Raw genomic sequence first — 23587 nt, forward strand, 5'->3', positions numbered from 1 at the left:
TCACGGAGAGCACCGAACAGTTGTGTGACCGAGAGTTTCAGCCCCATCGAGAACATCGTCGAGAGAACAAAGACCGTCGTTACAATCTCAACGACTGCATCTCCAGATATCGCCTCCATTGTCGGTCGTACAGTCGCAAGTTCGAGGTAGTACCATTTGTTAGTGGCGTATCGAAGATCTAGAAGTGGTTCCCATTGATTCATTCACCCTCTGTATCTTGTACTCTATTTCTGATAAGACTCGGGTAGATCAACTGGCGTACTGGTGCGTGAGTCTCCTGTACTGAGTGATTCGTGAGTCCTCTGAACAGACCGCAGTCATGTCAAAACTCATCCGCTACTGAATTTTTAATAGAACTGCCACTCCCACACTGTCTTACTCCCCACTATCGATATACTCATTAATTAATATCGGTACAACCACACCGACACCCAGTATCACAGCAACAGAAAGCCATGGTGGCGGCTCAGTTACGCTATCAAGCCCAAACAACAGCACTATCGCCAGTGCGATAAATCCGATTCCGACCTTGTTTTCGCGGGAGACCATAGAGTCAAATTTCTCGTGCATTCGATAAAACTGGATCGCCAGTCCACCAAGACTCGCGCCAGATTCTCTACCCTCGTTGGGTTGATCGACTTCGGCATCATGTTTGGCGATCGTTAGCACTAACAGCGTCGCAATCCGTCGGCTGTGGTCGATGACGGATCGTTGCCCACACGTCACCGACGCTGTTCCGACACGGAGGAATTCAACGTGGGTTGAATGGGTGACGCATCGTCGATCACGGTGAATCTCTCTTCCATGTCCTCACCAGAAATGGTGGCGCGAAGGCGGACTCATAGGTCGACATCTTCTCCCGTCTTCGCATCGACGTCGAGGGGTGCAGTCCAACCACGGTGGAACACTGCGAGCTGGACGATCGAGTTGAATGCCACGTCGCTTGGCTCGTGGACGAGAACCCGTTCGTTAGGAACCGGCGTCGTCGACGAGGGTGTTGACGAGAAGGTGGGCTTCCCTGTCCTCGACGTCCGCTATCACCACGTCTTCAGCACCGTGATCCTGAGCGAAGCGTTCCGCTTCGAACCGTTCGTAGTCGGGTGATACATCACCAAATGTGTCTGTACCGTTCATCATTATCACACGAGTGCACCGTAGAGCGCCTCAACCATTCAGGTGCACAGAAACTCCGCGCTCGTTAGTCTTAACCAACACTACGGAGTGAACTGTCTCGTTGTTGGTTAACTGTGAAACCGGATGCCGAGGCGCCGGCCGGTCGTCGACGTCCAATGGGTCGGCGGATTCCTGCGAACGTCGATCTCCGCTGTTTCGTCTGTCGAAGTGTGGATTTGTATCCTCTCAGGGAGTCTCCGTCTGATCGACGGTGATGGTCAAGTCGCCCGACTCGTAGTCGGCGTCAAAGTCGACGACGAACGCGTCTGATTCGTAGGCGGCGTGGTAGACGCGATGGCGCTCGAGCGAGCCGGTCGCCTTGAAGTGAAAGAACACCGCCGCGGTGTAGGGCTTGCTCTGTGTCTCGATCTGTGTCCCAACGGAGGCGGAAAGGACAATCTGTGGAGTTTCCGTATCGATACTTGCTGCGAACATTTCGCTTCTTCGACAGTCGTTTGTGAGTGGATCGGCGTTTCCCCAGTCAACACGTTCACCGGCCTTGCCGTCACGTCGGTGAACAGGACGTCTTTGAACGTGCGTGTTCCGAGGACATCCTCGGGTTCCAACTCGCAATCGTCGAATGGATCGTCGTCTGATTGTTTAGTCACCAGATCACGAGCCTATGTCGGGCTCGTCTCTTTCAGCCAAAAAATAGCTACTCTCTCAATGTGAAGCACGTCGAGACCAACTTCCGAGAATGCCGTATCCATAGAGCGAACAGCCAACAAGAGGGATTATTATCTATGTGAATGCAACTCAATGCATGGTCGGTCAGGTTCCGCCGACGGAATGGTTGACTGAGACACTATTTGCGTACAATCAGGTACTCTTAGATTTATTTTGGTTTGTGGTGGGACTAGGAATCGTCTATCTCGTAGGGCAGATATTTCTCATCCCACTTGCGGTCCGAGTCGTTCGCTCCCGTAATCGAAACAACCCGACCATCCAGTCCGCAACGGAGACGTACTTACGGGTGGCTCTGATCGGGATTGCAACCCTCACTGGCATGATCGCTGCAGGGTATGGCCACGTACTTGCTGACACGGCAATCATCATCGCGGCCATCACATTCGTCTTCGGAATCGCCGGTCAGCAAGTGTTTGGGTCGCTTATCAGCGGGATGTTTCTCGTCGTCGATCCCGACTTCAACGTTGGTGACTGGATCGAATGGTCAGGGGGACAAGGGACGGTTGAGGCGGTCGATTTTCGTGTCACACGGATCCGAACACCGGACAATGAAACCGTTACTGTTCCGAATACTGAACTCACAACGAACGCGCTAACCCGTCCATACGGACGAGATATATACAGAATTACGGAGGAGGTCTAACGTCGCCTACTACGAAGACACCGAACAGGCCTTGTTGGAACTCCAACAGATTGCTGTGAATCACGAGTCGGTTCTTGATGAGCCGGAACCGAAGGCCCGGATCGTTGACCTCGGAGAAAACGCAATCACGGTACAAGCGGAGCTGTGGATCGATGAACCTTCGAACAGCGATATTTTGACACTGCGATCTGATTTTCGACGTCTGGTGAAGCGTCAGTTCGATGAGGTGGGCCTCACGCTTGCTCCCCCCTCCGCACAGCTACTTTCTGGTGAAATTGCTGTGGAGGAGCGTACAGTCGAGTCGCCAGCCACGGATGGCGAGTAAGCTTTGTTGAATCATCCGGCAATTGAGATATTCTAATGATTCCGGTTAGTACAGAGCACTAACGGGTCGATCAGTACAGATGATTCTCCTATAGCTCGATTTAGTATTCAAGACTCACAAAAAGTCAGGTAGAGGGAGTACTTCTCCGCCAGCATTTTTTCCGACTAGAAGATTAGACCGGTGTATGTCCCCGTCTCTCCGTTCCAGCCTTCTGGGCACTCAACAAACTAGCCGCCACCGGTATAGAGTACTAGGCCTTGCTCTCGGAGTCTTTGTGACCTCCTTTGTGGCGTATTCGCTAGGGATCTTCTCCGTCTCGGGAGGACTTGTCTGGATTCCAATGTATGCGGTGATCGTCGGGATGATTGCGGGATGCTGGGTAGGCTACTCTCAAAGTGGGCTTCTGTCCGCTTGGGTAGTCACATACACGTCGTTGCTGGGGTATCACGCAGACCATGCTGTGTCCCAGTTGTCGGGCTTCACCGAGCAATTCGTATATTTTGTTCGCCCAGATGGTCTGGTGTTCCTCGGAGTTGAAGCGATAGTATTCGGCACGTTTGCGTTCCTCCTCGGTTCTCTCATGCGTTGGGGAATTCACTTGTTGCGAAGTGAGACGACCCTCTCTCCTTCCAACAACGGGTAATCGATACATTCGCACCTTTCACTGACCAGCTGTTTCTGCTCATTACATGTTCGAAAAATAAAATTCCAACAGAGTCTTCGCGGCAAAGGATATGAAAAAGCGAGCGTAGAGCTAGGGACGCCTGGCCGCAAACGGGGACCGTAGGAACGTTTGATCCTCACGCTCAAGTGGGCCTGTTTTCCTGCTCCACCACCAAAGAGCTCACAGCGGAACGGATCTCCGCGAGTCATGATCAGGATTTATACAGATCGGGGAGAAGCATCCCCATATGGCCGCCCTGAAGTCCCTCCGCCCAGCCGTTAATGCACTCGTTCGAAATCCGATTCTCGCCGTATTGATCGGGTTGTTCGGCGTGGTACAGTTGCCGCAGTTCGCCCTCCAGTCCTCGCGACCGTTGGTGGCGTCGATCGTTTCGCTCGGGATCTCGGGGGCCATGATCTTGGTGGCTCCGTTCTTCCAGGGCGGGATCCTCGGGTTGGCCGACGAGGCGCTGACCGGTCGGACGAGTTTCGATCGATTCGTCTCCTCGGGCAAAGCGAACTACGTGAGTCTCCTCGTCGCGTATCTCGCCGTCTTCGCGGTGAATCTCGTGATCGGATTCGTCGCGATGGTCGGCGTCATCTTCGGCGGGATCGGGTTGTTCGCGGGCGGTGGGGAGCCGAACCTTGCGGTGCTCGGTGTGCTCGTCGTGATCGGGCTCCTGTTCGCGCTCGCGTACCTCCTCGTGTCGTTCTTCATCCAGTTTTACGCGCATGCGATCGTTCTATCGGAGACCGATCTCGTCGAGGGGTTCAAACGGAGCGTGAGCCTCGTTCGCCATAACCTCGTGAGCGTGCTCGGCTATACCGCGATCCTCCTCGTTGGGAGCGTCGTTCTCGGCGGGGTGAGCGGCGTCGCCTCGCTGCTCTTCACGCCACAGACGACGGGACTCCCGCTGCCGGATCCCTCGACCGCCGTGCTGGTCGTCGCAGCGATCGTCTACGTCGTCTCGATCGCGGTCCTCGGCGGCTTCTACGCGACGTATTCCGTCGCGTTCTACCGGTCGATCGAATGAAGTCTCACCACCGGTTCCTCATCGCTGCGATATTCGTCGGCGTCTCTGCAGCTTTGAGTGTACTTGCGGCGCCGGAATTGCCGACACGAATGGCGACACACTGGAACGCAGCGGGCCAGCCCGATGGTACGATGTCGAAGCCTGCTGCACTCGTGTTGATCCCTGCGATGACCGCCGGTCTGCTCATCGTTTTCGCACTCATTCCACGTGTCGATCCGCTTCGAGCGAACATCGCCTCGTTCCGTTCCGTATATGACTGGTTCGTCGTCGTGTTCACCGCGTTCATGACGGTCATCCACGGTGGAATCATCGCGTTCAACCTCGGCTACGAATTCGACTTCACACTGCTCGTCCTGGCAGCTGTCGCGGGCTTGTTCTATTACGTTGGAGTGCTCCTCACGCACGCGAAACGCAACTGGTTCGTCGGCATTCGGACACCCTGGACACTCTCGAGCGACGAGGTCTGGAACCGAACCCATCGTCTGGGCGGTCGTCTGTTCAAACTCACCGCACTCGTTGCCCTTGTTGGACTCTTGTTCGGTGAGTACGCGATCTATTTCCTCGTGGTACCTGCCCTCCTCACCGCCGGAATCACGATCGTGTACTCGTACTATCTCTACGAGCAACTCGAACGCGACTCAGAGCGAGACCCTACGAACTCACCGTGACTCCATCCGCTCAAAGCGTAGATGGCGAAACGATCGACTGGAAACTCGACGTCGACGATTCCGCCCTCCTGCTCGCGCTCGCGTACGTCTTTCCGAGTGTCTTCGGTGGCGCTATCGTGCTGGTCTGCGGACTGCTGATATGGCTCATCGGAGCGGCACTCTGGGCCGGTGATTTCGGACGCGCCATCGGGATCGTCGTCGTTGCGGTACTTGCGCTACTCTCCCGGCGCTATCTCCCGGCCCTGCTCGAGACAAACGTGGCGACCCCGTTCTTTGAACGATTCTCACGTCGTGGACTGCTCGTCGGAAGTCTCCTCGGTGCACTCGCTCTCCTCGGGAGCGTGCAGGTGCATTCTTTCGCACCATACGCGGTGTTCATCGCCAGTTGCGTTCCGCTCGTCCTCACAGCCGCATTTCCGACGAGTGGGCACGCAGCTGTGACGATGGAAACCCTCGTCGTCGACGATACCGAGATACACCTTCAAGAAGTACGGACGTTCCGGACTCTTTCGGTAGACACGTTCGCGGTATGCCGGCTCTCGTATCGCCGGGGGACACCGTCTGCGCCTCGTATCATCATACTCCCATCTGACTACGTCAATGTGGTTGCGGGTCTGATCGAGAGTGTTCGGGAGTCCTCGAGAGAGGAACACACGACGATCGACCGGACAGAACGGTTCATTGTCGGTATCTTCGGACTAGGAATGGTCGCGATTGGCCCACTTCTCTGGTTGGCCCTTCCGCCAGGGGATGGACAGGTAATTGCACTGTATGCTGGAGCGATGTTCGGACTCTTTGGGGCACTACTGCTCCGGTACGCGTACACCGCATGAAGACTTAGATACAACGTGTCGTAGTACCTTCGACCATCCCAAGGACTCGATCTACCTTCTTTTCGAAAAGTCTCCAAGGACTTGTACTTGGTATATTCATTCATCAATATGTTGAAATCCTCAGTGGTTGATAGTTTTGTACCTCCAATCGTTCGGTACAGGGAATTCACCAATCAGGCGATAGAGGAAGCTAGCGGTAGCGATCAAGACGACAACTGCCAGATACAAGAACTGTTGAACTCACCCCAGAGATTTTACTGATTTCGTCATATGGGAAGGTATGAACCGACGTGCGCTCCTCACTAACCTCGCGATTGTGCGTTCTTTCTCGTGTCCGGGTGTGTTCGTGAAACGGAGCCCGCCGAAACTGAAAACGAGACTGCGGAGTCCGCACAGGACCATGAGCCAGCAAAAACCAATAAAACGGAAGCCGACATAGAAAACACTGAGGGCGAAGGGTCTTCCCCAGACAGGGAGATCGAGGATGTCGAAGACATTGAGATCGTTCTCACCAATTATATAACCTCGAAACGGAGAGGCAAACTCACGCTCACGTCGGATACCAAGACAACCGCCGAAGAGGAATTCGAAATAGAGATAGAGGATCAACAATCAATTGAGACAGAGATCACCGAGACCGGCCAGTACGAACTGTCAGTCACGACCGAGGCAGGCTCTGAGACATCGTTTCCATTCAGTATAGACGAGTATGATCTGAACGCGGGATCGAATCTCATCGTCGAGTTTGATGATAAGGAAATTATGATTATGATGCAAGAGTAAGTGAAACATCGCATCTCACTTCTAGATCCGTAGAAACAGTCACAGCATACTCGATCAATGATCTCCCGTAACACCCTACAGGACCACAGCCCACCATCTGAGACGAGTGCCGTTGTCATTGCGAACGTACTTCCACTCGTTGGTGTGGTCGCGTTTGACTGGAATCTCGCAGCTCTTGTCTTCCTCTACTGGCTCGAACTCGGGATCATCTCGTTTTGGGCGCTGTTGAAAGCGGTGTTTGCAGGACGACCGTCCGAATTCGATTCAAATCCCCTAATTGGTGGTGCGCTGGCACGCAAGCGAACGGCGATCCCGGTCCCGTTCACTGGTCTCGGGATTCAGCTGTCGACGCTCCCTGTCCTCGTCGTTGCTGTCCCTGTCCTCTCTCTCGTTTGGTTCTTCGTCGGAGTCACCACCATCGGTGTGATTGGCGCTAAAATACCCGAACAGAGCGCGCTTGAGCTGGTAGTGCTTTCTTCGTTCGGCATCTTTCTCAGTCAAGGAGCTTCGACGCTCGTCGAATACTTTTATCAGGGAGATTACCGCGATCACAGCGCTCAGACGGCGATTCAGGGGATCTTCATGCGTGGTGCGGTGATCGGGGTCGGCGGGCTGCTCACGGCGACGTTCGTCGGGCTCGCCGCGGACTCGGTATCTGGTGATGATCCGATCACGGCAGTCGATCCGACGATCGTGGGCCCGCCGATCTTGGTCGGAATCGTTCTCGTGAAGTTCAGTTTCGACCTCGGCGGTCTGTACCGTGACCGACTCGCCGCTTTCGATGAGTCGTCTTCCTTTGAACTCGGATGGGCATACGAACCACCAACTCACGAACCGATCGAATCGGTGAATACGGTGAACGAGCGAATTCGGCCGTCCGTTTTCGGCAGGCTGTTCGGCGGCCTAACTCCCGCAAACGTCAGACGGCATCCTGGTGTGTTGTTCGTCGGTGGATTCATCCTTCTGATTTCGCTCCTCTTTGCTATGGGCCGCGTTTGGGACATCGTTCTCAGCCTCGTCGGCGTCAGTCTCGTCGTTCCAATAGGGCTTCTCATGGTCGACTATGGGTTACGGTACGGTGGTGTCGTGTTCCGTGTGTCCGACGAGGCGATCGTCGCGTACGATAGCCTGTTCCGGACGCGATTGTGGCGGATCGAACCGTGGGACGAACGCGGCTTGCGGGTTGAACGAGATCGACTCCACGAGTGGATCGGCACGTCAACGATCGTCATTGAGAGTGCTGATCGAGAACTTCGGGTCCCACACGTGTATGACCCTGCACCGATCATTGACATGTTCGATCGACAGCCAACGGGTCTAACCACGAGAACAAGTAAATGACGGGGAACCTAAACTGATACAGAAGAGATCCATTCTTTGCTGTCCCGAATCGGGCTGCGTACTTCAGCATTCATGCGGATGATCTCATCCGACTACTCTACTGAATGAATAGGTAATTCGACAGTGAAGATCGCGCCGTTGGGATAATTATCTTCAACCCATACGTTGCCATCGAATTGGTCGGTTAAGACCTGGACGAGATACAGGCCAATACCAGATCCTGGACTGTCTAACCCCTTTTGTCCCTTTCCGAAGATTTGTTCTTTCTGGTTGTCAGGGATACCCGGCCCATTATCTTCTATCCGGACGCGAACGGTTTCTGGATGCTCTTCACAGGTAACTGTGATTTCGGGAGTCTCTTTGTCGTTGTGTCGGACGGCATTTTCGAGGATGTTTCGGAAGATCGAAGAAAGCATCTCGTTTGCCAGTACCAATACGTCGGGAACGTCACCTGACACCTGAAACCGGGCGTTTGGGAATGAATCTCCGACAGCGGCGAGTTCCGCATTAAGAATCGACCGTAGCTCAACCTCTTCTAATTCAACAGTCCCATCTTCTGAAAGCGATTCAACGAAATCTCTCGCTACCTCTGTGAATTGAATCACATGTCGAGATTTCTGTAAGACACGGTTGAGGGGTTCTTGTCCATCTTCATCGATATGATCTTCAAGGATCTCAGCCCATCCGAGAATCACAGCCATATCGTTCCGGATATCGTGCCGGACTACGCGATTTAGGGCTTCTAGCTGTTCGGTTCGTTCTTCGAGCTGCTTCCGGTACGATTCTCGCTCAGTCACGTCGGTAACTGTTACTAATTGGCCAGTCGTTACCTCGCCAGCCATGAATGGTGTGCTTGACACGTCATAGTATCGCGTCTCGCCGCCCTGAGGGATTTCCATCACTTCTTGTTTGGTGAGATGAGTTGCAAGTGCGGTATTCACAGCATCAAGCGGTTCACCAACCGATCCCTCAAGAGAGGGGAATAGTTTGCGAGCTGCATGGTTGTAATCTCGGACATAGGTCTCCTGATCGAGGAAAATCGCCGGTTTGTCCGACTCACCGGTGAGTCGGATCGCTTCAAACCGTTGTCTGTAGAAGAATAGCGTTCCAACAGCAAAGAGCGCGACACCGGGTGGCTCATACATTAACGGGAGGAGCCAGTCGACGTGACCGCCGATGATCGTTGCGACAGCAGGGAGGCCTGAAAGCCCAACAAGAACCACGATCGGGCGACTGTCACTGCCAGTATGATAAAATCGCTCCATGAGCATGAAGAATCCCACAGCGATCGCGGCATATGACAGTCCTAGAACGATCCAGTAGAGCAGTTCGTGGTGAATAACGAGGTGCGGAAACGGGTTAGTGGTCCATTCGGTTGTGAAATAGAGATCGTGGAGTGGATTCGTGATTTTGAGAGCAGTAAAAAAGAGGAAGATCCCGAGGATGAGATTTCGGAACGGTGCGTGTCGCGGTGGGCGGCCGGTATAGGCAGCACAAAAGTAGAGCCACGCCCCGACAGCGACGAACGCAAAGACGAACCCGAAAATATAGAATGCGAGCTTTCCCTGACGCGATGGTGAGATGAGGTAGCCGAGGTACCCGCCAGCCCACAGAGCAACTGATCCGAGGAAGACTACGAGTCCCTCTCGTGTCCCTTGGTGCTGGATCGCTCGTGCCTGTGGAATTGTCGCCACGCAGGCAAGCGCAGACAGCGCGAAAATTATGATGTGAGCGATTAGAAGAGGCTCCATCATTCAGTTGTAAGCCAGTTATCAGGCTGTCAAATAACTGTTTGGAAGAGTGCTAAATTCAGAGAGTAGTTCTACTGGCTCTGTTGAATTCTCTTCTTCAGACATGAACTCAGCTAAAACAGCTGGTCGCGGAAGGGTGCTTATTGAGTAAGGAATTCAACGCTAAAGTCGGGTGTTAAACTGATAATTAGAGATTCGCTCTTTTCACCAGTAGGGGACCACTGAGTCGTATGGCTCCCACTTTCTTGATCTGTTTCTATCGCTTCGAATTCAACTTGTACCTCATACGTTCCTGGAGGAGCGACATCAGTGAGCGTTGAGCGATAGCTCTCTGTCGGCGGTGTCTTCGTTCTTGTATCGTACACGGTCCTTGATTCCGAGAAGAACCCGCTTTTTCCCTGAATGGTAATTTTCTTCCATACCGCTTGGTCAGTCTGATTTGCAACCTGAATATTTCCACTCTCAGTCCGGTTGCACAAGCATCCCGAAAGAGGAAGAGCGACAGCAAACGAAGCAAGTACTGACCGTCGATTCATAACATGATACTCCACAGTCCATTACTAAGTGGTTGTCTGTATGGAGCAAATTGAGAGACTCAGGCGATCATCTCAAATTAGAACTACCGGTCACGGCCAGTCAGACTCAATGCCGACGAGATCGGCGCTGGTCCTCCAAAGTCGCTCTCGATTCTCCGGGTCGGCTGCTGCTTTGGAAGGGGACGTGGGTCCGTTCCCAGTGACGTAGGTACCAGTTTGCTCTCCGAACTCCGGAGCCGTGACGAGTTTGCAGAGTCGCCGAGCGCCTTCCTGCGGAGTGGTACCAATACCAGGGATAATGGCTGCGGCACGTATCATAATACGTGTCCAGATGGGGGAATCACGGAACAAGTTCGTGGATGGAACAAAGCCAGGGTGAAAGCAGTTCGCTGTGATCTCGGTGTTGTCAAGTCGATCTGCAAGTTCGAGTGTGAACGCAATTGTGGCCAACTTCGACCGAGCGTACGCTTGGAGGGAATCATAGTCGTTCGTGAATTGTAGATCGTCGAAATCGAGTGTGGCGCGGCGATGGATGTCTGAGGCGGTGACGACAACTCTAGAGGGTGCCGAGATTCGAAGCCGATCGAGTAGTTCGTATGTCAGAAGATACGGGGCGAGCTGATTAACCGCAAACGTGAGTTCGAGACCGTCTTCGGTTTCCGTTCGATTGCGAGATGAGAGTCCAGCGTTGTGGACGAGTGCGTCGATCCGGTCATACGTGTCACGGAGTTCCGCACCAAGCGAACGAACAGTTGCCTGCGTTGCGAGGTCAGCTTGGTGAAATCGAATATCGCCGTCGAGCGCGGTCGCGTCAGCGACGAGCGTCTCACCGCGCGTCCGATCTCGACCGATAACCGCAACGGTAGCCCCCTGTGCAGCGAGGTCCGATGCAGCGATGCGACCAATGCCGCTCGTTCCGCCGGTCAGCACCACGATGCGCGGTGTGTCCTCACTGGCTGTCACGTATGGTTACAGGATTCAAACGGCAGCTCCGTGTGAATTTCGGTAGCCTGTGCGATCGGAGCAGGTGGTCGTACCCTCACAAGCGGTAGTTACTTTTGCCAGGGTTCAACACGTCAGATTATGACATCTCCACAACAGTATGAACTCTCTGCGATTGATCTCTCCGGAAGCCAATATACCGTCGAACAGACTGGGCGTGATGGAAACTTCCGCCCCGAGTATGAAGCGAGGAATGTTACAGGTGACACGCTTTTTCGCACCACGTACCAGATGTACGAGGGAAAAGACGAGTTTCCATTCGTCGATGCCGATGGGACTGAGATCTGTCGTGTGAAAGCGGTCGATACGTGGGATATCGCTGGCGATTACCTTCTCACGGACAGCCATACTGACGAAGAACTCGTTATCTTCGACAATGACCTTTCGTTGTTGCAAGACACGTGGCGACTCCGCGACGCTGATGATGGATCGCTTCTTGCCGAGATCAGCTCACGTGGCGCACTCTTCACCCTCGCACGAAAAATCCTGCCAGCCGGCCAAGGAATCGCTCATAAGTACGAGATCGCCGATTCAGAAGGCAATCGAGTCGGCTCAATCAAGGGTGAATTCGCGTTATTTGACTTCGATCAGTACGAGATTACGCTGACCGATACGAGCTCGATCCCAACAGAGCCGGTCGTGATCGCAGCGATCGTCATCGATGCGATTCAGGGGAATTGAATCCTCGGCACAAACCTCGGTTCACGACACAACCCCCTCAACGTAGATGTGGGCATAGGCGCTTGCCCACACGATAGAAAGTAGTTCACTGATACTCGATGAGATCATGCTCAAAACCGGGTTCAACGAAGCCAAACTCGTGCCCATCTCGGGGAAATATGTTGGCAGATAGAGGCTAACTGCACTTCCGATAGCGATCAGTCCGATAAGTACGAACTTTCCTCGGTAGTTCGTCGTGATGCGCCAGCTCACTCGGAGTGATTTGAGCGGGCCGTACTGACCGATAACGCATGCTTCAGGTGCAAACCAGAACTTGAACAAGAGGAACAGAAACGGCACGGCGAAGGTGATTCCACCGATCGCTGCAGCGACGGGGAATCCTACGATCTCTACGGGGTTCCCTGGAAACATACCGGCCAGAACCAGGAGTGGAAGAAACACGAGGAACGGGATCGTCATCGCGGAAAACACGACGAAAAGTATGACGCCGACTAACGCCGGTGTTCGAGAGAGGCTTCGACGGAGCCCATCGCGTATCGTGACGGGGTCGCCGGTCAGTTCCCCAGCGACGATCGTTCCCACGTAAGCGCGAATCAAGACGATGAACGCAAACGACGTTAATACCTCGAACACGCCGATTGCAGGCATCGGGAGGAGGTTGATGCCGTCCGTCTCGAGAAGGCGGTTAGCGAGGATAATCACGACAGCGAAACCGAGGATCGACGGATAGGATCGAAACAGGCGAACCGACCACACGAGCGCATCGAGGACGGTTCGATTGGTGGTGATCGTCTCGATGTTGCGGCATTCGAGACACCCACAGCCATCGACGTCGTCTCTAACCTTGATCGTCGGTGCCACGTCACCTGTGGTTGTGTCGGCGGCCGAAGAAGTCCTTCGGACCGTTGCGTCGTTATGTTCACTCATTCCGCAGTAACGAACTGGGAGATTGATTCGCCGGCGGCGAGCAGAATCGACGGGGGACCAAGCAACGAGGCAAAGGATTTGAACGCGCGTTTGAGACTCGGCCGGTCGTCCTCAGTACCGAGAAAAAGCAGCGTCGGATCCTCCGAAACGACGAAGACGTTCATCTCACGGCCCTTCTCCGAATAGCAGGTGTCGGTGACTGCGATCACGCCAGCTGATTCGAGCTTTTCCAAGTGATACGTAACGTTCTGTATGCTCTGATCAAGTTGTTCAGCGATCCGCGACGGCGTCGCCGGCTTCTCATTGAGCAGCCGAAATATCTCGTAGGCGGTTTCGGAAGACAATGCTTCGATCACGTCTCGTGTCGCGTTGTCGTCGAGACTCAGGACGGCTGGGGTATCGCTACGTTCGACAGTGGCGTCAGTTTGTGTGGGGAGGAGTCGTGCCATACGTTCGGGTTGGTTCTTTGGGTGGTAGGCGCGGGGGTCTGATTTGGTCGGGGATCGTTCGAAACTGTCGTTCGTATTTGTTGGCAGGTGTTTATGTTGTTTCCGGGACAGCTGGTGAGACAGCGATTAATCGCATATAGTAGGCCGTATACACGGTATAGAAGTATGCGAAGCCGATCGCGGAAAGGGCGATTCCGAGCGGAAGCAAGAAAGCGATCGGAATCCCGAGATCGATCGGTAATACCTCAGCAGGGCCAGCGTCCGATATTGTCATTTGGATTAGGTATTCGGGAATGAAGAAGACGTTCATGAGGACGACCCACGCCAGCGAGAATCCAGCGACGCTTTTCAGGTTCGAACGGACGATCCAAACACTTCTCCGGAATGCATCAGTGACGCTCTTGTTCTCAATGACTATCGCGGTGTCGTAAAATTGCACGAACATCATAACAACGAGAATCGACATCAGCCAAATAAGCAGAGAAATGACGCCTGCGACGAACGCAGCCATCTCGTTAATTGCAGCGAGTGCCATCGACCCGATACCGAGGACGAACCCGATGAATCCGAGTCCGATAGCCGTTCCAAACACGAGTAGCACAAATAATACACTTGCAAGGAGCAGTCGGAGGTAATGAGTCCGGGCTGCAGTGAAAAAGTGAGTAAACGATGCGTCTGCTCCATCGATCGCAGCTCGGGCAGTGCCGATGAACCCGCCGATAACGAAGGGGAAGACGATCAACCAGGCGAGCGACATGCCTGCCGAGAGAAATGGTGATTCAATGAGGCGATCGACGTATTGCAGCTGGCTGCCCGCCCCGACGAGGAGGCCAGCGACGAGCAGGATCGGATTCGCTCGGAGGGCGGTGAATCCATCTTTAAATGCGGAGACTGTGACCATCGTATCTACGGATTACCGCTATCACATATTAGGTCGAACGTAGTATCAAAACCAGATTTAACCATTTTGAGACCTTCTGTCATCTGTTTCGTGAATACGACGCAAAGCACAGTTCCGATTTGAGATATCGAGATTTTGAAATATCCTGCTTGGAGATACTGACTACTCGTGATAATACGTTAGCATCATGAATTGTTCAAGCAGAAGATCACGCCCCACATGCCTCCAAGCGTCGAAATATCTTCATCGGGGACTGGAGGTGGTGTTTAGTTAAGCGTGCAAGGTGAGGCGGGAGAATTTCTTGCTGGTTCATGACAGAAATCGCCCGCCTCAGCGGTAGTAGAGAGTGGATTGATTTGGATTTTGTGGAGCGCGAGCGGACATCCGAGCCAGCGATGGCGCTGGGTATTCAAGTACACGTTGCGAGGCTTTCACTGCCGAATACCGTCGATTTGCTCGATGCTCTGGGTGTCCAACGGTCGCGGAAAGCGATCCACGATTGGATGCAGAAAGCCGAGTTACAGCCAGACTCTGGGCGGTCTCCGAATCAGATCGCGCTCGACGAAACAGTGATTCGGATCAACGATCAGCAGTTCTGGCTGTACGCCGCTGCTGATCCACAGACGAACAAACTGCTTCACATCCGCTTGTTCTCGACGACTACGACCGCTCTCACCGAGATGTTCCTCCGCGAACTTCAGCAAAAACACGATGTCGAAACTGCCGTCTCTCTCGTCGATGGCGCTCAACACCTCCAAACAGCACTACAACGAGCTGGGCTCCGATTTCAGATGCGTCGCCACGGAAATCGGAACGCTGTCGAACGGATTTTTCGAGAACTAAAACGACGAACATCGTCGTTTTCGAACTGCTTCAGCCACGTTAAACCTGAAACCGCCGAAACGTAGTGCAGAGTTTCGCTCGCTGGCATAATGCTCCAAACTAAACACTACCCCCCTGCACCCACCGTAGGTTTAATATTGTAGAATCGAACTCATTCGACGATGACCACAGCAGCTGAGAGGGTGAGACGGCGGCTTCGCGGGGTCGCCGTCGGCCTCCTCACCCCGTTCGACGAGGAGGGCGCGATCGACTACTGGAAGATCGACGAGAACGCGCAGGCCCACTACGACGCCGGCATTCGTACGTTTCTTTCGGCCGCCAACATCAGCGAGTACCACTCGCTCTCACAGGACGAACGGATCGGCGTCGTCGAGCGGAGTCTCGACGCGGTGCCGTCGGACGCGTGCGTACTGGGCGGGGTCGGAGGGAGCCTCGAGGACGCCCGCGAGCTGATCGAGGGGTACGATCGGGCCGGCGTTGACGCGATGATGGTGATGCCCCCCGATCACACCTACGTCCACGAGCGAGGACTCATCGAGTACTACCGCAGGCTGGATGAGATGAGCGAGGCGCCGCTCGTCCCCTACGTTCGGCGGTTCGATCCCTCCGTGGACTTCCTCGCCGACTTGACCCGTATCGACGGCGTCGTCGGGATCAAGTACGCGTTGAAACAGCCCGTGACCCTCGCGGAGGGGATCGAAGCGGGCGACGACGACGTGGTGTGGGTCGACGGGCTCGCGGAGCCGTACGCGGTGTCCTACTGGGCGGAGGGCGTCGAGGGATTTTCGGCGGGGGTCAGCAACTTCCGACCGGAGATCGGGCTGGAACTCTTCGAGGCCCTCTCCGAGGAGAACTGGGAGCGCGCACGAAAGCTCCGAAACGTCTGTCTGCCCTACCAGCGCTTCCGCGATCGGACCGGCTCGGAGAACACGATTCCCGGCGCCGTGAGCGTCCCTGCGGTGAAGAAGGGACTCGATCTGGCCGGCCTCCACGGCGGCGAGGTCCGTCCCCCGATCCGACCGCTGGCTCCCGAACAGGAGCGGGCCGCGGAGGAACTCTACGAGCAGCTCGACGACGGCGTCGAACGCCTGATCGAGTGAGCCGCGGGACGACCCTCCCCGCGGAACTTTATCATATTTAAATAATACTAATATATTAGATATATCATCAACCATACTAAACGGACAATCCGTTCGCCGAGACGATTCGTGAGTTCGGCGTTCGGCCGCGACCGGTCTTCGTCGTGTCCAAGTCAACCAGTGAACCGCGATATATCGACCGGATAACCGTCACTCAATGTAATAACCGATAATGGATCCAACCTGAGGAGAACGCGGTGGGTCAGACTCGGGAACCGGCAGGGGCACACTCGGAGGTCGAGGAGATCGAGGAGATCGAACACGTCGACGATAGTTTCGTATCCAGACATATCCTCTGAATATTCTGATTCTCGAAAAGATCGTGTGCCGGGACCCGCCGCCGAAACTCGTATGTCACTCGAACACACAGGGAGCCCCATGAGCGAGTTGACCGTCGTCGTCGACGGACGGGAGTTCGCGGCCAGCTGGACGAACGAGAACCCGAAGACGCGTTCGGCGATCGCCGACGCGCTTCCCCTCGAGGGGAGAGCCTCGCGGTGGGGCGACGAGCTGTACTTCTCGAGCGACGTCGAGGCCCAGATCGAGGACGCCCGCGAGACGGTCGAGGAGGGAACGCTCGCCTACTGGCCCCAGGGGCAGGCGATCTGTCTCTTCTGGGGTCCGACGCCGGCGAGCACGGACGAGCGACCGCGGGCGGCCTCGCCGGTGAACGTCTTCGCCCGAGTGGCGGCTCCGAGCGCGCTCGACGACGTCGACGGCGGGGCACGAATGCGGCTGTCGGCGGAGTAAGATCGGTCGGATCGGTCTCGCGAGTCACTGCAGGTAGGACGGATCCTCGCCGTCACAGGACTCCTCGTGGCGACGCGCGTCCTCGCGATCGTCGAAAAGCATGCCGCAGACCTCACACGCGAACCAGGTCGATCCGTCCCGTTCGGTCGTAGTGACCATACCTCACGATCGTCTCGAGGAGACTTGTAGGTTGTCCCGATCGGTCACCGCTTCGCGTACCGCTCCAGCCCGTCGAAGACGACGCCGTGTCCGGGGGTCTCAGATGGCCTAAAGCCCCCGTCGACCAGTTCGAGCGGCGTCTCGACGACCTCGTTGAGCACGGTGGAGTGATGTTCGATGAACGGGACGTTTCCGAAGGCGGCCGCGAGGTGGACGTGGATCGGCTCGACGTAGTGCGGCGAGACGGGCGTGTTCCAGAGGTCGGCGGTCTCGGCGACCGTCACCCACGGCGTGATCCCGCCGACGCGGGCGACGTCCGGCTGGAGGAAGTCCGCGCCGCCCGACGCGAGCACCTGCTTGAACTGGGTCGTGTTGTAGACGTTCTCGCCGAGCGCGATGGGGACGTCGACGCGGTCGCGAAGCTCCGCGTAGGCGTCGAAATCGCCCTTCTCGAGCGGCTCCTCGAGCCACGCGATCGGCCGATCGAGGGCGTTGACGAACCGGCGAGCCTCGGCGACGGTGAACGAGCAGTTCGCGTCGACGAAGAGGCTGGCGTCGTCGGGCAGCTCGTCGTGGACGGCGCGGATCCGGGCCGCGTCCTCCGCGTGGCCGCGGCCGATCTTCATCTTCATGCCCGCAAACCCCTCGCGATCGACTCGCCGGGCGTTCTCGCGGAGACGGTCCTCGTCGAACTGGATCCATCCGCCGTTGGTCTCGTAGGCCGGGACGTGCTCGCGCGTTCCGCCGAGCAGGTCGTATAGCGGTCGGCCGGTCCGCTTGCCTTTCAGGTCCCAAAGCGCCGTGTCGACCGCGGCGATGGCGATCTCGGAGATCCCCTCGCGGCCCACGAAGGTGGTCTCGCCGCGAAGGTCGTGGTAGACCGCCCGCGGCGCGACCGGCGATCCCTCCACGATGGGCGCGAGGACGTCCGTCAGGAACCGCTCGACCGTCGAGCCCCCCTCGCCGATCGTGTAGGTGAATCCGACTCCGCGGTCGCCCTCGTTCGTCTCGAGCGTCGCGGTCACGAGCTCCAGCTCGTCGAACGTCTGTGTCGCGTCCTCGAGCGCCTCCTCGTTGGGCACGCCGTAGAGTCCCGTCTCGACCGATTCGATCGTGGCTTCCGTGGACATTCACTTCGGGGTCCTCCCGGTTCGAGATAAAGGTGTGGGATGTGCCGACGCAGTCACTCCCCGAATACGACCTCGTCGAAGGCCGCTCCCGCGATCCCCGGCCCGTCCGGGACCTCGATGCGTCCGTCCTCGACGGGCGCCGGGTCCGGGGAGAGGTCCTCGCGCAGAAGCGACCCGGTCGCCAGGCCACAGGGAAGAACGTCGGGGATCGCGGCGGCGGCGTGGACCGCGGCCGTGCGCGCGATCGCGGCGTCGATGGTGGTCGTCACGACCGGCTCGACGTCCGCCTCGCGGGCCGCACGCGCCGTCTCGACCGTCCGCTCGACGCCGCCGAGTACCATCGGCTTGCAGACGACCACGTCCGCCGCACCCGACTCGAGGACGCGGTCGATTCCCACCTCGGCGATCGACTCGTCGAGCGCGAGGTCGATGCGACACTCCTCGTGGAGCGCCCGATGACCGCGCAGATCGGCCGCCGGAAGCGGCTGTTCGACGTAGCTGACGCCCATCCTCGCGAATTCGTGTAGGGCTCGACGCGCGGTCGCACGGTCCCACCCGCCGTTGGCGTCGGCTCGGAGTTCGATCGCCGGTCCGACCTCGCGTTGGACCGCACGCACGCGCTCGAGGTCACGTTCGAGCGCGCCGGCTCCGACCTTCACCTTGAGCGCACGGGAGCCGTCCTCGACGGCGAGTCGCGCCTCGCGTGCGGCCGCCTCCGGGTCGCCGTCGCCGATCGTGGCGTTGACCGGAACGTATCCGGCGGGCTCGGAAAGCCCGGCACGTTCGGCGAGGAGAGCCGCGAGCGACGTTCCCTCGAAGCGGGCGGCCGCGTCCGCGCGAGCCAACGTGACGCCGTGGCGGGCCGCCGGCGTCTCGAGGGTCGGATCACGATTCCCGTCCGCGAACGCGAAGAGCGCGCTCCGACAGGCCTCGTACGATTCGGTCCATCCGGGAAGCGGCGTGGCCTCGCCGACGCCGCGCGCCGAGACGTCGTCCTTCTCGGGAGCGACGCCGATGGTCCAGCCGCGGCGCTCGAGGACCTCCGTGCGAGCGGTCCCGAGCGGGCTGTCGAGTTCGACGGTGAACGGGGTCGTGCGCATTGGTGGTGATGGGTGGGCGGGAGGCGAGCCTCAGATCGCCAGCCCGATCGCGAACAGGACGGCGTGAGCCGCCAACAGCTTTCCGGTGCGTTCGAGGGCCGGGTTGAGGGCCTCGCCGCCGGTCTCGGTCGCGATCGTTCGAACGAGCGGGACGGCGAGGGGGACGGTCGCGAGCGGCGCGAGCGCCGTGAGGCCGTATCCGTCGGCGCCGAACGCGAACCAGACCGGAACGAGGTAGGCGAGCGCGGTCAACGCGGCGAACTGTATCCGGGAGAACCCATACCCGAACCGGACGGCGAGGGTGCGCTTTCCGGTCGTCGCGTCCTCCTCGCGGTCGCGGACGTTGTTGACGACGAGGACGTTCGTCGAGAGCGCGGCGACGGGCAGGCTCGCGATCACGGCCTGCAGCGTGACCGTTCCGGAGGGGATCGAGACCGGAAACGCGGGGGCGAGAAGCGCCGCCGCCTGCACGTAGTAGGTCCCGGTCACCGCCACGAGGCCGAAGAAGACGAACACGAAGACGTCGCCGAGCCCGTGGTACCCGAGGGGATAGGGCCCGCCGGTGTAGGCGATCCCGGCCGCGATCGACGCGATCCCGACGACGAGGATCGGGACCCCGCCGACTCCGACGAGGTAGATCCCGACGAGGACCGCGAGTCCGAAGACCGCCCACATCGCACGTTTGACCGCCGGCGGCTCGATGATGCCCGAAGCGGTGACCCGGGTGAACCCCTCGCGGTCGGGAGTGTCCGCGCCGCGAGCGGCGTCGTAGTAGTCGTTCGCGAAGTTGGTCCCGATCTGGATCAACGCGGCGCCGAGGAGGGCGGCGAACGCCGGAAGCGGCGCGAACACGCCGTCGTGGGAGGCGATCCCGACGCCGACGATCACCGGGGCGGCCGCCGCAGGGAGGGTCTGGGGGCGGGCCGCGAGGATCCAGGCCCTGGCTCGCGAGACCTCCGTGGTTCTCATTGCCGGTGGTTCGGGAGGGTCGTCCCTGAAGGTTGCCATCCGCCCCGCTCGGTGTCACTCGATCGTCGATCGGCGAACACCGGCCTCGAAGGCACCCGAGCGCTCGCGAACGAGAGTGGGGAGACCCCGTGGCTTTATGCATGGGACGGGCGCCAGGATTGACGGCCCACGGCGTATTCCTCAGAGGACGCCTCTGAAGAGCAGGACCGCAGAAACACCGGAGATGAGGGCGAGAAGGACGTTCTCGCTGCGCCACATCACGAGGAGGACCACCACGGCTGCGCTCCACTCCGCGGGGCCGGCGCTCGTCAGCTCGGGACCGAGGATGGAGACGATGATCGCACCGGGAAGCATCTCGAGTCCGGATTCAACTCGATCCGAGACGGTGAGACGTCCGAGAAGCCACAGTCCTCCCGCTTTCGTCGCGTAGGTCGTAACGCTCATCGCGAGGATGACGGCCACGACGAACGGTTCCAGCTGGAGTCTACCGATCAAACCGGATCACCTCCACGAGGCTGCCCGCGACTCCCCCGAGAAGGATGTACCACCGTCCGGGTAGATGCTGTGCACTGACGACGGCGACGCCGAAGGCGGTTATCCAGGGTAGCAGATTCGATTTACCCTCCCAGATGCCGACCGCAATGGCGATGAAGACGGCCGTGAGGACGAAATCGAGCCCGTACCGTGAGGGGTCACCGATCACACCGCCGGCGATCGAACCGACGACTGTCGCGGCGATCCAGAACGACCAGATCGCGAGCCCGCTTCCGAGGAGATACGCACCCTGTCGGCTCCCGGATTTGAGCTTTCCCATGGTGAGCGCCCAGTTTTCGTCCGCGGTAAAGAAGACGCTCCCGTACGCCTTCGACGGGGAGAGCTGACGGAACCACGGTCGCAGCGCAGCCCCCATCAGCACGTATCGGAGATTGACGACGAGCGTCGTCCCGACGACGGCGATCACGGGGATCGGAGTTTCCCAAAGCGTAATCGCGATCAGTTGGGCAGCCCCCGCGAGAACGGTCGCGCTCATGAGGGCCGCTTCCGCGACGGTTAAGCCGGCCTGTCGGGCGAGGACCCCGAAAACGATCCCGTACCCGGAAACGCCGAGCGCGATCGGGATACACTCGATGAAACCGTCCCGCAGGCCTCCAGCGGAAAATCGCATGGTCGGCTCGCTTCGTGTCTCCGTCCGATCCGATCCGTCTGTCGTCTCAGAGCTCATTCCTTCCATCCTCCGACCAACGCAGCCGGTTGTCAGTCGTCGACACCACGGTCACGACTCGGGTACGAGGTGAAATCGCCTAAAAGCTCGGAGAACTCGATTTCTCCTCGAGCGACGACCTATTCGTATCGGTGAATTCGACCTTCGGAGAGCACGCTCCCGAACAACTCCTCACCGCGCTCGGATAGCGTATACGACCCACCCTGGTTGTGAACGAACCGGTCAAGCTGACGGAGGTGGTAGTTGAGTTTCCCCTTATCGTCGATCGAGATCGAGTCTCGAAGCTCCGTGTAGGTGATCGGGCTCGATCGGTCGTGTAGGGAGACGAGGATCTCCAACCGGGTCGTATTCGAGAGAACTTCGAACACGGTGGTCGCATCCTCGATCTCGGACGTTTTGAGGGGCTCACTCGAGCGCTGAATCTCGCGGCCCCTAAAGTCACTATCGGGCCAGAGCCATTCGGGGATAGCCATGGTAGAACCGTTCTCGACGATGAATAATAAATCATGCTCGGTCATTCGTGGCTTCCGGGCGATCGGCCTCCGTTGCCCCCGAATCACTCGAGGACCAAAGCGGGATTCGGCCGACGATCCGGACCGACGTATCTCGATCCCGTTAATAGTGCCAGGGATACTCGCGGAACTCGGGTTCTCGACCCTCGAGGAACGCGTCGCGTCCCTCCTCCGCCTCCTCGGTCATGTAGGCGAGCCGGGTCGCCTCGCCGGCGAACAGCTGTTGGCCGACCATCCCGTCGTCGGAGAGGTTGAACGCGTACTTCAACATCCGCATCGCGGTCGGACTCTTTTTCGTCATCTCGTCGGCCCACTCCAGCGCGACCGTCTCGAGGTCCTCGTGGGGGACGACCTCGTTGACCATCCCCATGTCCGCGGCCTCCGTCGCCGAGTAGGTCTTCCCGCGGAAGAACACCTCCCTGGCGCGCTTTTGGCCGATCTGTTTGGCGAGATACGCCGACCCGAACCCGCCGTCGAAGGAGGCGACGTCGGGGTCGGTCTGGAGGAACTTCGCCTCCTCCTCGCTCGCGAGGGTGAGGTCACAGACGACGTGCAGCGAGTGGCCGCCGCCGACGGCCCATCCCGGAACGACGGCGACCACGGGTTTGGGCATGAAGCGGATCAGCCGCTGGACCTCGAGAACGTGGAGTCGGCCGGCCCGTGCCTCCCGGACGAGGTCGTCCTCCTCCTCGCCGGCCTCGTCGTCCTCGCGGTACTCGTAACCCGATCCGCCCCGGACGGACTGGTCGCCGCCGGCCGAGAATGCCCAACCGCCGTCCTTCGGGGAGGGGCCGTTTCCGGTGAGGAGCACACATCCCACGTCCGCCTGCTTGCGGGCGTGATCGAGGGCCGCGTAGAGCTCGTCGACGGTTCCCGGCCGGAACGCGTTTCGGACCGCGGGCCGGTCGATCGCGATCCGGACCGCCGGAACGTCGACCGCGCGGTGGTAGGTGACGTCCTCGAACTCCTCTGTCACCGGCTCCCAGGCGTCCGGATCGAAGATCTCCGAGACCATATCCCACCTGGGTCGGGGGAGATGTTAAAACTCGCCGGGTTCGCGGCTCGCGAGCGTCGCGCGGAGGCTATCCGTCGTCCCGATCCACGTCTCCGTCCCCGTTCGCGTCTCCATCTCCGTCCCCGTTCGCGTCCACGTTCTCCTCCAGCACGTCCCGAAGCGCGTCGATGTGCCCCTCGAGGACCGAGAGCGTCGCGTCGGCGTCAGCGTAGCCCTGGTCGTACTCCCCCAGCGTGACGTCGGCGTCCTCGAGGAACTCCTCGATCGCCCGGCGCGGATCGCGGGTATCGCCGCTCATGGACGCGACTCGGAGCTGGAGTCCGTTAAAGACGCCGTTCGGACGCCACGTCG

23 protein-coding genes and 4 pseudogenes are annotated in these 23587 nt (G+C 58.2%); 10 read left to right on the forward strand and 17 right to left on the reverse strand.

Annotated elements, in window-relative coordinates; all coding sequences use genetic code 11:
• Positions 1–375: 375 nt before the first annotated feature.
• From ACFQE9_RS14365 to ACFQE9_RS14375, 3 genes and pseudogenes are all read right to left on the reverse strand, one after another.
• Positions 376–669, reverse strand: coding sequence for a hypothetical protein (locus tag ACFQE9_RS14365; protein ID WP_379746198.1), 294 nt, complete (start codon positions 667–669; stop codon positions 376–378).
• Between the two features lie 170 nt (positions 670–839).
• A pseudogene (locus ACFQE9_RS14370) lies at positions 840–1134 on the reverse strand (DUF8069 family protein).
• 225 nt (positions 1135–1359) lie between these two features.
• A pseudogene (locus ACFQE9_RS14375) lies at positions 1360–1781 on the reverse strand (DUF8025 family protein).
• A 155-nt stretch (positions 1782–1936) separates the two neighbouring features.
• Here ACFQE9_RS14375 and ACFQE9_RS14380 point away from each other — a divergent pair.
• From ACFQE9_RS14380 to ACFQE9_RS14405, 6 genes and pseudogenes are all read left to right on the forward strand, one after another.
• Positions 1937–2828 (forward strand): annotated as a pseudogene (locus ACFQE9_RS14380) (mechanosensitive ion channel family protein).
• 911 nt (positions 2829–3739) lie between these two features.
• Positions 3740–4525, forward strand: coding sequence for a DUF7847 domain-containing protein (locus ACFQE9_RS14385; protein ID WP_379746201.1), 786 nt, complete (start codon positions 3740–3742; stop codon positions 4523–4525).
• The gene (locus tag ACFQE9_RS14390; RefSeq protein WP_379746204.1) at positions 4522–5193 is read left to right on the forward strand and encodes an SdpI family protein; all 672 of its coding nucleotides are present in this window, start codon (positions 4522–4524) and stop codon (positions 5191–5193) included. Before ACFQE9_RS14385 ends, ACFQE9_RS14390 begins: the two co-directional genes overlap by 4 nt.
• Entirely contained in the window at positions 5190–6026 is an 837-nt protein-coding gene (locus ACFQE9_RS14395) for a hypothetical protein (RefSeq protein WP_379746207.1), read from the forward strand. Before ACFQE9_RS14390 ends, ACFQE9_RS14395 begins: the two co-directional genes overlap by 4 nt.
• Positions 6027–6356: 330 nt before the next feature.
• Complete coding sequence (locus ACFQE9_RS14400; RefSeq protein WP_379746209.1) at positions 6357–6809, forward strand: hypothetical protein; 453 nt, start codon at positions 6357–6359, stop codon at positions 6807–6809.
• 57 nt (positions 6810–6866) lie between these two features.
• Entirely contained in the window at positions 6867–8150 is a 1284-nt protein-coding gene (locus ACFQE9_RS14405; RefSeq protein ID WP_379746212.1) for a DUF6498-containing protein, read from the forward strand.
• A 92-nt stretch (positions 8151–8242) separates the two neighbouring features.
• On the opposite strand, the gene ACFQE9_RS14410 is transcribed toward ACFQE9_RS14405, so the two are convergent.
• On the reverse strand, positions 8243–9904 hold the full coding sequence (locus ACFQE9_RS14410; RefSeq protein WP_379746215.1) for a sensor histidine kinase: 1662 nt from the start codon (positions 9902–9904) through the stop codon (positions 8243–8245).
• Positions 9905–10527: 623 nt separating this feature from the next.
• Entirely contained in the window at positions 10528–11370 is an 843-nt protein-coding gene (locus ACFQE9_RS14415) for an SDR family NAD(P)-dependent oxidoreductase (RefSeq protein ID WP_379746218.1), read from the reverse strand.
• A 150-nt stretch (positions 11371–11520) separates the two neighbouring features.
• Between ACFQE9_RS14415 and ACFQE9_RS14420 the strand changes: the two genes are divergently transcribed.
• Positions 11521–12120 (forward strand): LURP-one-related family protein, encoded by a 600-nt coding sequence (locus tag ACFQE9_RS14420; protein WP_379746221.1) that lies wholly within the window; start codon positions 11521–11523, stop codon positions 12118–12120.
• A 21-nt stretch (positions 12121–12141) separates the two neighbouring features.
• On the opposite strand, the gene ACFQE9_RS14425 is transcribed toward ACFQE9_RS14420, so the two are convergent.
• The 3 genes from ACFQE9_RS14425 to ACFQE9_RS14435 form a co-directional block, all read right to left on the reverse strand.
• Positions 12142–12981, reverse strand: a complete 840-nt coding sequence (locus ACFQE9_RS14425; RefSeq protein WP_379746224.1) for a DUF7847 domain-containing protein — start codon at positions 12979–12981, stop codon at positions 12142–12144.
• A 62-nt stretch (positions 12982–13043) separates the two neighbouring features.
• Positions 13044–13496 (reverse strand): ArsR/SmtB family transcription factor, encoded by a 453-nt coding sequence (locus ACFQE9_RS14430; protein ID WP_379746227.1) that lies wholly within the window; start codon positions 13494–13496, stop codon positions 13044–13046.
• A gap of 91 nt (positions 13497–13587) precedes the next feature.
• Positions 13588–14397 carry a DUF7847 domain-containing protein gene (locus ACFQE9_RS14435; protein ID WP_379746230.1) on the reverse strand — a complete coding sequence of 270 codons (810 nt, stop codon included), beginning with the start codon at positions 14395–14397 and terminating at the stop codon, positions 13588–13590.
• 311 nt (positions 14398–14708) lie between these two features.
• On the opposite strand from ACFQE9_RS14435, the pseudogene ACFQE9_RS14440 reads away from it, so the two are divergent.
• The 3 genes and pseudogenes from ACFQE9_RS14440 (at position 14709) to ACFQE9_RS14450 (ending at position 17129) form a co-directional block, all read left to right on the forward strand.
• Positions 14709–15343 (forward strand): annotated as a pseudogene (locus ACFQE9_RS14440) (IS6 family transposase).
• A 58-nt stretch (positions 15344–15401) separates the two neighbouring features.
• The gene (locus ACFQE9_RS14445) at positions 15402–16340 is read left to right on the forward strand and encodes a dihydrodipicolinate synthase family protein (RefSeq protein ID WP_379746233.1); all 939 of its coding nucleotides are present in this window, start codon (positions 15402–15404) and stop codon (positions 16338–16340) included.
• A 417-nt stretch (positions 16341–16757) separates the two neighbouring features.
• On the forward strand, positions 16758–17129 hold the full coding sequence (locus ACFQE9_RS14450; RefSeq protein WP_379746236.1) for a cyclophilin-like fold protein: 372 nt from the start codon (positions 16758–16760) through the stop codon (positions 17127–17129).
• Positions 17130–17153: 24 nt separating this feature from the next.
• Here the strand turns inward: ACFQE9_RS14450 and ACFQE9_RS14455 are convergent, their stop codons facing one another.
• The 9 genes from ACFQE9_RS14455 to ACFQE9_RS14495 all read right to left on the reverse strand — a co-directional run bounded on the left by ACFQE9_RS14455 (position 17154) and on the right by ACFQE9_RS14495 (position 23534).
• A complete protein-coding gene (locus tag ACFQE9_RS14455; protein WP_379746239.1) occupies positions 17154–17288 on the reverse strand; it encodes a DUF7128 family protein in 135 nt (44 codons plus the stop codon).
• A 44-nt stretch (positions 17289–17332) separates the two neighbouring features.
• Positions 17333–18418, reverse strand: a complete 1086-nt coding sequence (locus tag ACFQE9_RS14460; RefSeq protein WP_379746242.1) for a mandelate racemase/muconate lactonizing enzyme family protein — start codon at positions 18416–18418, stop codon at positions 17333–17335.
• Positions 18419–18471: 53 nt separating this feature from the next.
• The gene (locus ACFQE9_RS14465) at positions 18472–19518 is read right to left on the reverse strand and encodes a mandelate racemase/muconate lactonizing enzyme family protein (RefSeq protein WP_379746245.1); all 1047 of its coding nucleotides are present in this window, start codon (positions 19516–19518) and stop codon (positions 18472–18474) included.
• 30 nt (positions 19519–19548) lie between these two features.
• Positions 19549–20487 carry a 1,4-dihydroxy-2-naphthoate polyprenyltransferase gene (locus tag ACFQE9_RS14470; RefSeq protein WP_379746248.1) on the reverse strand — a complete coding sequence of 313 codons (939 nt, stop codon included), beginning with the start codon at positions 20485–20487 and terminating at the stop codon, positions 19549–19551.
• 180 nt (positions 20488–20667) lie between these two features.
• The gene (locus tag ACFQE9_RS14475) at positions 20668–20979 is read right to left on the reverse strand and encodes an AzlD family protein (RefSeq protein WP_379746347.1); all 312 of its coding nucleotides are present in this window, start codon (positions 20977–20979) and stop codon (positions 20668–20670) included.
• Positions 20972–21709 carry an AzlC family ABC transporter permease gene (locus ACFQE9_RS14480; protein ID WP_379746251.1) on the reverse strand — a complete coding sequence of 246 codons (738 nt, stop codon included), beginning with the start codon at positions 21707–21709 and terminating at the stop codon, positions 20972–20974. The genes ACFQE9_RS14475 and ACFQE9_RS14480 overlap by 8 nt, the downstream gene beginning before the upstream one ends.
• Positions 21710–21828: 119 nt before the next feature.
• Positions 21829–22227, reverse strand: coding sequence for a DUF7347 domain-containing protein (locus tag ACFQE9_RS14485; RefSeq protein ID WP_379746254.1), 399 nt, complete (start codon positions 22225–22227; stop codon positions 21829–21831).
• 97 nt (positions 22228–22324) lie between these two features.
• Positions 22325–23236, reverse strand: a complete 912-nt coding sequence (locus ACFQE9_RS14490; RefSeq protein WP_379746257.1) for a 1,4-dihydroxy-2-naphthoyl-CoA synthase — start codon at positions 23234–23236, stop codon at positions 22325–22327.
• A gap of 67 nt (positions 23237–23303) precedes the next feature.
• Positions 23304–23534, reverse strand: coding sequence for a hypothetical protein (locus tag ACFQE9_RS14495; protein ID WP_379746260.1), 231 nt, complete (start codon positions 23532–23534; stop codon positions 23304–23306).
• Positions 23535–23587 lie beyond the last annotated feature (53 nt).

The sequence above is a fragment of the Halopenitus salinus genome (genome assembly GCF_042662125.1).
Taxonomy (GTDB): domain Archaea; phylum Halobacteriota; class Halobacteria; order Halobacteriales; family Haloferacaceae; genus Halopenitus; species Halopenitus salinus.

Excerpts from the sequence above, each read along its gene's own strand:
- ACFQE9_RS14385 (WP_379746201.1), top strand. The coding sequence starts at position 3,740 with ATGGCCGCCCTGAAGTCCCTCCGCCCAGCCGTTAATGCACTCGTTCGA.
- ACFQE9_RS14390 (WP_379746204.1), top strand. The coding sequence starts at position 4,522 with ATGAAGTCTCACCACCGGTTCCTCATCGCTGCGATATTCGTCGGCGTC.
- ACFQE9_RS14405 (WP_379746212.1), top strand. The coding sequence starts at position 6,867 with ATGATCTCCCGTAACACCCTACAGGACCACAGCCCACCATCTGAGACG.
- ACFQE9_RS14410 (WP_379746215.1), bottom strand. The coding sequence starts at position 9,904 with ATGATGGAGCCTCTTCTAATCGCTCACATCATAATTTTCGCGCTGTCT.
- ACFQE9_RS14420 (WP_379746221.1), top strand. The coding sequence starts at position 11,521 with ATGACATCTCCACAACAGTATGAACTCTCTGCGATTGATCTCTCCGGA.
- ACFQE9_RS14430 (WP_379746227.1), bottom strand. The coding sequence starts at position 13,496 with ATGGCACGACTCCTCCCCACACAAACTGACGCCACTGTCGAACGTAGC.
- ACFQE9_RS14435 (WP_379746230.1), bottom strand. The coding sequence starts at position 14,397 with ATGGTCACAGTCTCCGCATTTAAAGATGGATTCACCGCCCTCCGAGCG.
- ACFQE9_RS14445 (WP_379746233.1), top strand. The coding sequence starts at position 15,402 with ATGACCACAGCAGCTGAGAGGGTGAGACGGCGGCTTCGCGGGGTCGCC.
- ACFQE9_RS14450 (WP_379746236.1), top strand. The coding sequence starts at position 16,758 with ATGAGCGAGTTGACCGTCGTCGTCGACGGACGGGAGTTCGCGGCCAGC.
- ACFQE9_RS14455 (WP_379746239.1), bottom strand. The coding sequence starts at position 17,288 with ATGGTCACTACGACCGAACGGGACGGATCGACCTGGTTCGCGTGTGAG.
- ACFQE9_RS14460 (WP_379746242.1), bottom strand. The coding sequence starts at position 18,418 with ATGTCCACGGAAGCCACGATCGAATCGGTCGAGACGGGACTCTACGGC.
- ACFQE9_RS14465 (WP_379746245.1), bottom strand. The coding sequence starts at position 19,518 with ATGCGCACGACCCCGTTCACCGTCGAACTCGACAGCCCGCTCGGGACC.
- ACFQE9_RS14470 (WP_379746248.1), bottom strand. The coding sequence starts at position 20,487 with ATGAGAACCACGGAGGTCTCGCGAGCCAGGGCCTGGATCCTCGCGGCC.
- ACFQE9_RS14480 (WP_379746251.1), bottom strand. The coding sequence starts at position 21,709 with ATGAGCTCTGAGACGACAGACGGATCGGATCGGACGGAGACACGAAGC.
- ACFQE9_RS14485 (WP_379746254.1), bottom strand. The coding sequence starts at position 22,227 with ATGACCGAGCATGATTTATTATTCATCGTCGAGAACGGTTCTACCATG.
- ACFQE9_RS14490 (WP_379746257.1), bottom strand. The coding sequence starts at position 23,236 with ATGGTCTCGGAGATCTTCGATCCGGACGCCTGGGAGCCGGTGACAGAG.
- ACFQE9_RS14495 (WP_379746260.1), bottom strand. The coding sequence starts at position 23,534 with ATGAGCGGCGATACCCGCGATCCGCGCCGGGCGATCGAGGAGTTCCTC.